At 57.0% G+C, this 9,182-nt stretch carries 6 protein-coding genes; all 6 read right to left on the minus strand.

The features are described 5' to 3' along the window. Positions 1-660: 660 nt before the first annotated feature. The 6 genes from DW089_RS10775 to DW089_RS10800 all read right to left on the minus strand — a co-directional run bounded on the left by DW089_RS10775 (position 661) and on the right by DW089_RS10800 (position 7,824). Positions 661-1,374, minus strand: a complete 714-nt coding sequence (locus DW089_RS10775; protein ID WP_158572372.1) for a 3-keto-5-aminohexanoate cleavage protein — start codon at positions 1,372-1,374, stop codon at positions 661-663. Positions 1,375-2,774: 1,400 nt separating this feature from the next. Further along, positions 2,775-3,323: a GerMN domain-containing protein gene (locus tag DW089_RS10780; protein ID WP_158572373.1), complete on the minus strand. Its 549-nt coding sequence runs from the start codon at positions 3,321-3,323 to the stop codon at positions 2,775-2,777. Positions 3,324-3,328: 5 nt separating this feature from the next. Beyond that, entirely contained in the window at positions 3,329-4,459 is a 1,131-nt protein-coding gene (locus tag DW089_RS10785; protein ID WP_105325912.1) for an N-acetylmuramoyl-L-alanine amidase, read from the minus strand. 68 nt (positions 4,460-4,527) lie between these two features. Beyond that, positions 4,528-6,051, minus strand: a complete 1,524-nt coding sequence (locus DW089_RS10790) for an NAD(P)H-hydrate dehydratase (protein ID WP_118287269.1) — start codon at positions 6,049-6,051, stop codon at positions 4,528-4,530. Next, the gene (gene acpS / locus DW089_RS10795) at positions 6,048-6,425 is read right to left on the minus strand and encodes a holo-ACP synthase (protein ID WP_199614908.1); all 378 of its coding nucleotides are present in this window, start codon (positions 6,423-6,425) and stop codon (positions 6,048-6,050) included. Before acpS ends, DW089_RS10790 begins: the two co-directional genes overlap by 4 nt. Before the next feature lie 79 nt (positions 6,426-6,504). Then, the gene (locus tag DW089_RS10800; protein ID WP_105325915.1) at positions 6,505-7,824 is read right to left on the minus strand and encodes a replication-associated recombination protein A; all 1,320 of its coding nucleotides are present in this window, start codon (positions 7,822-7,824) and stop codon (positions 6,505-6,507) included. Positions 7,825-9,182 lie beyond the last annotated feature (1,358 nt).

Consider the following 9,182-nt stretch of genomic DNA (forward strand, 5'->3'; position numbering starts at 1 on the left):
CGTAGAGGTTTATATTATTAGGAACTGTCTACTTGACGGGGAGCACACCAAAACGTGGAAGGTAATGGCTGACACCTACCAGCAACGCTTTGCGGTCGCATCCAAGAGTCTACAGTTTATCAAAAGACTCTTGGTTAATGCGAGCCATGTGATAGCAGCCCAAGAAGCAAGCCCAAACTGGGCGTAGCTGATTGGCTAGCTGCGAACCACTGTGGTAGGCGTCCAGGCCACCACTGGTCAAGTAAAATCCAAAATATAGTGCTGATAAGAAGATGACCATTAGTGGCCTAAGACCGGCCCCTTCAAGCGTGGAGGGGCTGTCAGCCCGTAGGGATGACTGAGGAAGTTTATCTAGCTTTTTTGCGGCCGCAGGCCGAATGCCTTCTCCACCCCACAGTAGTCCAAGGTGGGGAAGGTGCCTGACGCAGGAAGGCGGTTGGGGCCAGCAAGACCAAGGTTATTGCAAGCACCTATCGAGAGTAACGAATCAGAAACGTATAAGCTGTCTTCCTCGTTGCGGCATCGTTCAAGCTCCTTGAAAGATGTCCTGTGATGAGCATAGCGAATCACCAACGAGGAAGTCGCCACCGTGCTGTTGTTGCGGTCCGCGAACCTGAAGTGATGTGGTGCCGGGAATCCCCGGATATTTCGTCGTAATCCCTACGCCTCACTGATGCAATGTTTGTACAGTTCAATATTGGAATGGGCTTTTTCCCCATTGGCAAAGCAATCAATATCTTCAAAGCCAATGCGCCAGGCATAGCCCTTTTGCCGGGCATATTGGATGACTGCCCAGGTATGGATATCTTCCCCGTGCAGGAGATATTCCAGGTCCGGATACCGTTTCTGCAAAAACGTTAAAATAGCTGCAGCCTTTTCCACCGTGGCTTCATCGGTGGCTTCTCCGCTGACTTCAATCAGCACCCGAAAGGCAGATTGACTGTACTGCCGCGCCACAAATTCTTCAGCGTCTGCCAGGGTAAAGATGCCATATTCGATAGGCACCTGCAGCTGCTGCAGCGTTTTGCTTAAAGCGCAGCTCCCCTCTTCACACACATTGACGGAAATATAGTCCGGCCGCCAGGTCCAGGCAGCAATGGCCTTTTGCCGCTTTGCAGCAGTCATGCCATTTTGCAGCGGGGACCCGATACCAATCTGACAGTTGGGAAAACGTTTCTTGAGAGCCAGAAATTGCGGCAGGACCACCTCCTGCTCCAGAGATTCCTTACCCCCAGCGTCCCGAAAATGAATGTGGAAATGCTTGATGCCCAACTGCAAAAACTGCCCAATCTCCGCTGCATATTCCTCTACCGTAATAGGAACATACGGATTCTGGGCTTTGGAAACCCCGCCGTTCATAGAAATTTTTATCATTTGAATTTCACCTCGCTGAGAAAACTGAACAAGTATAAAACCTAAAAAGAGAAAAGCATAAGGGGGGGAGGATGTGGATTGTAGAGCAGCAAGCGCAAAAGAGTTGGGAAGGTAGGTTTTAAACCCCATCCTTGTTCCGCTTTAGCACTGGGGGCGGAACATTCCTTCCCCTTCTCCTGTTCGCATAGCGAACAGGTAAGCGGAAGGCAGTAGCGGCCGGAGGCCGCGAAAACCGCGATTAGTCAACAAAACATTACATTGCGTTCCTAAATTTAAGTTTTTATGAACACAATGTGGGTGTGGATAAGAAGTATAAAGTCTATTGTTATTGCGAATTTTGTAGAGAAGTTGACCTCGCGCGCATGCGGGCGCAGGTGGCGCCGGGAGGCGACGGAGAGTGCTCCGCTGCGGCCGAAGGACGCTAAATACTTGGTTAAACTTTCTTCGTCAGCCTAGCGGCTGACACCTACCACACGCTTGTGGTAGGCGTCCAGGCCACCACTTGTCAAGTAAAATCCAAAATATAGTGCTGATAAGAAGATGACCATTAGTGGCCTAAGACCGGCCCCTTCAAGCGTGGAGGGGCTGTCAGCCCGTAGGGATGACTGAGGAAGTTTATCCAGCTTTTTTGCGGCCGCAGGCCGCTTGCCTTCTCCACCCCACAGCAGTCCAAGGTGGGGAAGGTGCCGGCGTACTCGCCGGCGGATGGGGTCCTGCAGGACCTAATTATAAGTACTAGCCTATTGAGAGCAACGAAATTAGAGACGAATCAATTTGTCTTCCTCGTTGCGGCATCTTTCAAGCTCCTTGAAAGATGCCCTGTGATTGCGCAGCAAGCACCAACGAGGAAGTCGTCACCGTGCGTTCCTCGCAAGTGTGGTGGGTCGGCTGCGGTCCATTGGAACGCAGGGTGACGGAAGGTCCCCTCGTCCCAGCCGCCCCGGAGGGGTGCATACACACGTACCATTCTTGCGCAACGTAACTGTCACTCCGCAGTGTCCTGGAGTCTTCATCGTCGTCCTGATAGGCCCTTGCGGGTCCCGCTTCTGGTAAGGTGTCGGCACTTGGGAGGCCCATGCCCAAAGTAAGGACACGATAGAGTGGCAGCGCAACCGCACGATGGTAACTGCAACAGGCTTGACCCACGGGGCTGATTACGTCAGAATCGTACACCGTTCAAATGCGGTGGCCCAACCACAAAGCATTGCTCCCCAAGTTTCCAAAAGAGCACCAGCTTTGTGGTGGGCTACCGCAGGGGGACGGAAAGGCAAACATCGCAAACAAAAATCAAAGTTGCCCGGAGGGCCCGGTGTGCACTACACCCCGCAGTCCCCACAATAAAACAACCCCGGCTGTGCACGCTGCACAGCCGGGGTCATATCCCACATTCTTTCTTCTCCCTACGCTTTCGGCAAGAAGGTTTCGTTCCGTTCAAAAGGCGTGGTCATATCCATCTGCCCCAGTACTTCCACGGGCTCGCCGTTGACGGTGAAGGTGACTTTCTTGATGTCCGGGAACTCGGTGAGGGTGTTCACCAGTGCGTAGATCATCATGGTGGTGTCATATTCTCCGGCGCGGCGGGTGAGGAATTCTTTGCTCAGGTCCACAGTAGCCAGGCCGTCCTTCACGGTGAGTTTGTTGACTTTCAGGTTCTTGGGGAAGGTCTTATCCCCTTCGGGCTGTTTTTCTACCAGTTCCTTCAGGGTTTCCAGCTGCTGCTGGGCGGTATCCCCCTGAACCGTGGTTTTCACGGCCACCAGTTTCTGGCTGCCGTCCTTGGGTTTGCGGTACAGGGTCTTTTCCACTCCCTGGGGTTTGGTGGTCTGGGCCTGCTGGGTGGCCGGCGTGCCGGCACTGGTGGCGTTCTTGCTGCCGTCAGAGCAGCCTGCTGCCGCCATAAGGGTCAGTCCCAATACGCATATTACCCCAAACTTTTTCCATTCCATCATTACCATCAACCTCCCTGGTGCTGATTGTAGAAGTCCGTAATCCCATCGGCAATGGCTTCTGCTACCTTATCCTGGAAAGCCGGGGAAATCAGCAGCTGCTCTTCTTTCCGGTTGGTCAGGAACAGGCATTCCACCAGGGCACCGGGCATGGTGCTTCTCTTGTTCACATAGAAGTTGGCGAACCGTACGCCCAAATCGTCCACATCGGCGGTCTTCATCAGCTGGTCCTGGATGGCCTGGGCCACCTGGATATCGTACTTGGTCTTGGGGAAGTAGTAGGTGGAATAGCCGCCTACGCTGGTATTCTCACTGGCGTTGATATGGATGCTGATGAACATATCGGAGTGGCTGTTTTCGGCCACATCCACCCGGGCCTGGAGTTCCTGCCGGTCGGTGGCATCGGGTCCGTACACGTCCACGTCGGTGGTGCGGGTCATGTACACAATGGCGCCCCGCTGCTCCAGCAGTTCCTTCACCCGTTTGGTAATGGGCAGGGTCACGTCTTTTTCAAAGGTGCCGGTAATGAGCCCGTGGGTACCGGGGTCAGAACCGCCGTGGCCTGCGTCCAAAGTAATCCGTTTGCCCTTGATGCCCCCTACTACCGAGTAGGTGCTGCCAAAGTCCGTATCCGCCGCCACGCTGGGCCGAGTAGGCTGCCAGGGCGAGGTGATGGCCGTCTTGGGCACCTTGGGCTTGGGAATGAACTTCTTCTGGGGCGGGCCGGCAATCACGTCCACCACCACCCGGGTGGGCCGCTTGGCTACCCGGTCGGCCTTCAGGGGGAACACGTTCACCGCGTCCCGGGTCAGGCTCCGGTTCATGGCCACATGGACGATAGTCCGGTTGATTTTCCGTTCCAGGGTCACCCGCTTCACGTAGGGGGCCTTGGAGGAGGAATATACCTTGGGCACAGAGGAACTCAGGTTGCCGTACACCGTCACCTGGAGCTCGTTGCCCACAAATTCTGTTTTATACCGGGCGGCAGTATTGGTATCCAGCACAATCCGAAGCCGTCCGTCCGGGTTGACGCCGTACACCACGTTCTGGATGGTGGGTGCGGCCAGAGCCTGTCCCGTACCGCCCAGACCGAGAACGGCCAACAGGCATGCACAGAGTAAAAATAGCTTTTTGAACACAATCGTACCTCCTCTTATACCCGGTCATTTTATCACGTTTCGCCGGGTCCTGGCAAATCGGGGAAGTATTACACTTCCAAAATCTTTGCAATGGCCTGGGGCAGCTGCTCCAGCAGGTCCCCGGCCTTGAGGCCAATCTGGCCCCGTTCTTCGGCTGCCAGGTCGCCGGCCAGTCCATGGGCGTACACCGCGCAGCAGGCCGCTTTCTCCAGGTTCAGGCCCTGGCCCAGAAGGGCTGCCACGGTGCCCGTCAGCACGTCGCCGCAGCCGCCGGTAGCCATGCCGGCATTGCCGGTCGTATTAATATAAAGTTCTCCCGTGAGCAGGGCAATCACAGCGGGGGTGCATTTCAGCACCACCACCGCCTGCCACTTCTCCGCCCCTTCCCGGGCGCATTCCAGAGGGTGCTTCAGGATTTCCCCAATGGGCCGGCCCAACAGCCGGGCCATTTCTCCCGGGTGGGGAGTAAAGATTTTCCGCTTCAGGCTCCGGAGCAGGTCGTCCTGCCCGGCCAGTGCATTCAGCCCGTCCGCGTCCAGCACCAGGGGCTGGTCCAGCTGGGGCAGCAGTTCCCGCAGCAGCTGCTGAGTCCGGGGGTCCTTGCCCATGCCGGGGCCCGCCGCCACCACGTCTGCGTTTGCAAGCAAGGGCAGCAGGTCCTTGGGGTCAAAGCTGGGCTGGGGTCGGACCATCACTTCCGTATTTTTGATAATGAGGGGCTCCAACACTTCCTGCCGGGTGTAGAGGGTCACCAAACCCCCGCCGGCCCGGACCACCGCCTTGCTGCACAGCTCGGCCGCACCGGCGTAGCCCAGACTCCCGGCCAGCACCGCAATCCGGCCGTTGACGCCCTTGTGGGCATCTGCCCGGCGCCGGGGCAGCCAGTCCCGGACCATTTCCGGCTCCAAGAGGTACTCCGCCCCCGGGGCTTCTTCCACCAGGCAGGGAGGCACGTTCAGCCCGGCCAGGTAAATCTCCCCGGCATAGCGGGCGCCAGGATACAGGTACAGCCCGTGCTTGGGGGCAATCATGGTCACCGTCACGTCCGCCTGGAGGGCCAGCACGCTGGCACCGGTGTCCGCCTCCACCCCGCTGGGAATGTCAATGGCCAGAACGGTCTTATGGAGGTCGTTCACCGCTTCAATGAGAGATTTTAACGGTTCCCGGGGCACCCCGTGAAAACTGGTGCCCAAAAGCCCGTCCAGAATCAGGTCGCTTTCCCGGCACAGGCTGAGAGCCCGCTCCGGTTCTTCCGCCCATTCCACAAAGGTGCAGCCCGGCATATACTGGAGAATCCGCAGCTGGAGCGCCGCTCCCGGACCAAAGGCCGCCGGAGGCTCTGCCAGAATCACGCTGACCTGGGCCCCTTCTGCCGCCAGGTCCCGGGCAGCCGCCAGGCCGTCAGCCCCGTTGTTGCCCTTGCCGGAGAGCACGGTGATTTTCCGGTCCCGGGCGTCACCTTCCAGCAGCTCCAGCGCCCCTTCACACACGGCCCGGCCGGCATTTTCCACCAGCACTGCCTCGGCCATACCGATTTCGTTGATGGCCCGGGCGTCCACGCTTTTCATCACACTGCCTTTAATCAGTTTCATTGCGCCGCCTCCAAAATCACCTGGGCAATGGCGTTCCCCGCCGTATGGCTGAGAGACACAAAAGCCCTGCCCAGCTTTTTCTCCCCTGCCAGCCGGGCGATGTCCCCGGTAAAATGCAGAGAAGGCTGGCCGCTTGCGTCCGTAAGCACTTCAATCTCCAGCAGCTGGCTCCGGTGCACCCCGGTGCCCAGGGCCTTGCCCACCGCCTCCTTGGCCGCAAACCGGGCCGCATAGGATTCACTGCTGTGGGCGCCCTTGCGCTCGCAATAGGCAATCTCTCCCGGAGTGAACACCTGCTCCCGGAAATCCTTCTGTTTCAGGGCCCGTTCCATCCGGCCCACTTCCAATATATCTACACCAATGCCCAATATCATAATATTTTCTCCTTTAACCTCTCTATCATAGGGAAAAGTTCTTACGATTCTTTGTCAAAATTGCGTCCAATTTGTTAGCTTACTTCTCATGGGCCTTCTTCCAGTCCCGGATTTGCCGCAGCCGCTCCTTGTACCGGGCTTCCAGCCCCTGTTCCGTAGGATGGTAGTAGGTCTTGTCCTTCAGAGAATCCGGCAGGCACTGCATGGCCGCCACCTTCTCCTTGGTATCGTGGGCGTACTGGTAGCCCTCCCCGTAGTGCAGGTCCGCCATCAGCTTTGTTGGCGCATTCCGGATCACCAAAGGCACCGGTTCCGCCAGGGAATTCACCGCATCCGCCTTGGCTTCCATATAGGCCAGCTCCATGGCATTGGACTTGGGCGCCATGGACAGGTAGATCACCGCATGGGTCAGATTCACACTGCACTCCGGCATCCCGATAAAATGACAGGCCTGGTAGGCAGCCACCGCCACCTCCAGCCCCCGGGAATCCGCCAGCCCCACATCCTCGCTGGCAAACCGCACCACCCGCCGGGCAATGTAGAGCGGGTCCTCCCCCGCCTCCAGCATCCGGGCCAGCCAGTAGACCGCCGCGTCCGGGTCCGAATTGCGCATGGACTTGTGCAGGGCCGAAATCAGATTGTAGTGCTCCTCCCCGTGCTTGTCGTAGAGCAGGGACTTCTTGGACGTACATTGCTCAATGATGTCCCGGGTAATGTACAGCCCGTCCTCCCGCTTCTCCCCGTTAAGCGCCACCATTTCGAGAGTCGACAGCGCCGACCGGGCATCCCCGTTGCTAAAGCGGGCAATCAGCTCCAGGTCCTCAGGCGCAATGTGCACATGGTCATTTTTCAGCCCCCGAGGGTCCGTCAGCGCCCGGTTCAGCACCTGGAGAATCTCCTCCGTAGAGAGCGCCTTCAGCACAAACACCTTGCACCGGCTCAGCAGAGCCCCGTTCACCTCAAACGAAGGATTTTCCGTGGTGGCGCCGATAAGAATAATGGCCCCCTTCTCCACAAACGGCAGGAACGCATCCTGCTGCGCCCGGTTGAACCGGTGAATCTCGTCCACAAATACAATCGTCCGGCTCCCGTAGCGCCGATTATCGTCCGCCCGCTGCATCACCGTGCGGATCTCCTTGATCCCACTGGTCACCGCAGAAAAATTGATAAACGTAGAATGCGTGTGCTGCGCAATAATCTGGGCCAACGTGGTCTTACCGACCCCCGGCGGACCCCAAAAAATCATGGAGGTGATCCGGTCGGCCTCAATCAAATTCCGCAGCACCTTCCCCGGACCCAGGAGCTGCCGCTGCCCCGCAAACTCGTCTAAATTGCGCGGCCGCAGCCGAGCCGCCAACGGCTCCTCCACCGGCGCTTCGAATAAACTACTTTCGTCCATAGGCCCCCTCCTGACAGTAAAATATCGATACATTCTATTATACCATATTGAGCAGGGGCTAGTGCGGTCCGCGAACCTGAAGTGTGCTGGTTCGGGGTATCCACTCTCTGTCACCTTCGGTGACATCTCTCCCCTACAGGCGAGAGATTTGGGCTGGTTAGTGCGGTCTGCGGAAATGGGAGGTGACCGGGCCCGCAAAGCGGGCTTGGAAGACCCCTATCGGCACCAGCGGTGCCGCTTCCCCCAAGTGGGGAAAGGTCTGTCCCCTTTTAGGGCTAGTGCGAACCGTTAGGTAGTCCAACTACAGAAAAATTGCCTACGGCAATTTTTTGCTGTAGAAAACTCTGTGCCGGATTTTTGGTCGACGTTCTCAACGGGTATAGTGCTGGCCTAGGCAACCTGATTTTGAACCCCATCCGCCGGTGATTCCACCGCCACCTTCCCCTTTTCCAGTGCACGCCAAGCAGTGCACTGGTAAGTGGAAGGCATGCGGCCGAAGGCCGCATATACTTGGTTAAACTTCCTCCGTCAGCCTTTGGCTGACACCTACCACAACGCTTTGCGCTCGCATCCAAGAGTCTACAGTTTATAAAAAGACTCTTGGTTCATGCGAGCCATGTGATAGCAGCCCAAGAAGCAAGCCCAAAATGGGCGTAGCTGATTGGCTAGCTGCGAACCACTGTGGTAGGCTTCCAAACCACTACTGGTCATGTAGAATCTAAAATATAGTGCTGATATGAAGTTGACCAGTGATGATTACGAACGTCTCCTTCAAGCGTGAAGGAGATACCGACGTAGTCGGCAGAGGAAGTTTATCCAGCTTTTCTGCGGCCGCCGGCCGCTTGCCTTCTCCGCACAACAGCAGTCCAAGCGGGGAAGGTGGGGCGCGGAGCGCCTCGGATGGGGCCTGCACTACCATTCTTCTAGAACTAGCCTTTTGCAAGCAACGAAAGCATTCCTGTATTCAGCTTTCTGCCTCATTACCGACTGAAATCAATTAGCAAAAATTGATTTCGGTCCTGTGATTGCGAAGCAATCACAAATGAGGAAGTCGCCACGCCGCGTTCCTCGCAAGTCTGGTGGGTCGTCTACAGTTCCTTGGAACGCGGGGTGGCGAAAGGTGCTCTACGCCCCACCGCCCCGGAGGGGTGCATACACACGTACCATTCTTGCGCAACGTGACTGCCTCTCCGTAGTGTCCGAGCGACAAGATGCCCCGCCAACCAAGATTCCAAGAGACGGGGTTCTGTGGCGCGAGGATACGACAGGAGAGCAGCGCAAACGCACTATGGTGACTGCAACAACTTTGCCAGTACTAGCATTTAACCTCTCGCCTTTAGCATTCTGGTAATATGTCA

This window comes from Acidaminococcus sp. AM05-11, from assembly GCF_003472805.1.
In the GTDB taxonomy this organism is placed as follows: Bacteria; Bacillota; Negativicutes; order Acidaminococcales; family Acidaminococcaceae; genus Acidaminococcus; species Acidaminococcus hominis.

Coding starts and splice junctions, on each gene's coding strand:
- DW089_RS10800 (WP_105325915.1), bottom strand. CDS start 7,824: ATGGACGAAAGTAGTTTATTCGAAGCGCCGGTGGAGGAGCCGTTGGCG.
- acpS (WP_199614908.1), bottom strand. CDS start 6,425: ATGATATTGGGCATTGGTGTAGATATATTGGAAGTGGGCCGGATGGAA.
- DW089_RS10775 (WP_158572372.1), bottom strand. CDS start 1,374: ATGATAAAAATTTCTATGAACGGCGGGGTTTCCAAAGCCCAGAATCCG.
- DW089_RS10790 (WP_118287269.1), bottom strand. CDS start 6,051: ATGAAACTGATTAAAGGCAGTGTGATGAAAAGCGTGGACGCCCGGGCC.
- DW089_RS10780 (WP_158572373.1), bottom strand. CDS start 3,323: ATGATGGAATGGAAAAAGTTTGGGGTAATATGCGTATTGGGACTGACC.